1 protein-coding gene is annotated in these 318 nt (G+C 25.2%); it reads left to right on the plus strand.

The features are described 5' to 3' along the window. On the plus strand, positions 1–318 hold a 318-nt coding region (locus tag AYC59_RS01530; protein ID WP_500684726.1), incomplete at both ends, for a VirB4 family type IV secretion/conjugal transfer ATPase.

The following is a 318-nucleotide window of genomic DNA, read 5'->3' on the forward strand; positions in this document are numbered from 1 at the left end:
AAGTAAAGAAGAAGCATTAGAAATGCTTAAAAACTTTAAAATATACTTTTCAGCTAAAGTAAAAACATTAGCTCAATGGATGCTAGAAGTAAAAAATGGTACAGAGGTACAAAATATAGATACAGTTGCATTAGATAAAGTAGATGAAGCTGATTTTGCATTAAATGAAGCAAAAACTGGAGTAGTTGCTTATGGATATTATACATTTTCATTTATTATTAAAGATAAGGATTTAGAAATATTAGATAAAAAGATAAATGAGGTTAGAAGAATATTAAACTTTTATGATTTTGTAGCTGGAGTAGATAAATATAATAC

The organism is Pseudostreptobacillus hongkongensis (assembly GCF_001559795.1).
Lineage (GTDB): Bacteria > Fusobacteriota > Fusobacteriia > Fusobacteriales > Leptotrichiaceae > Pseudostreptobacillus > Pseudostreptobacillus hongkongensis.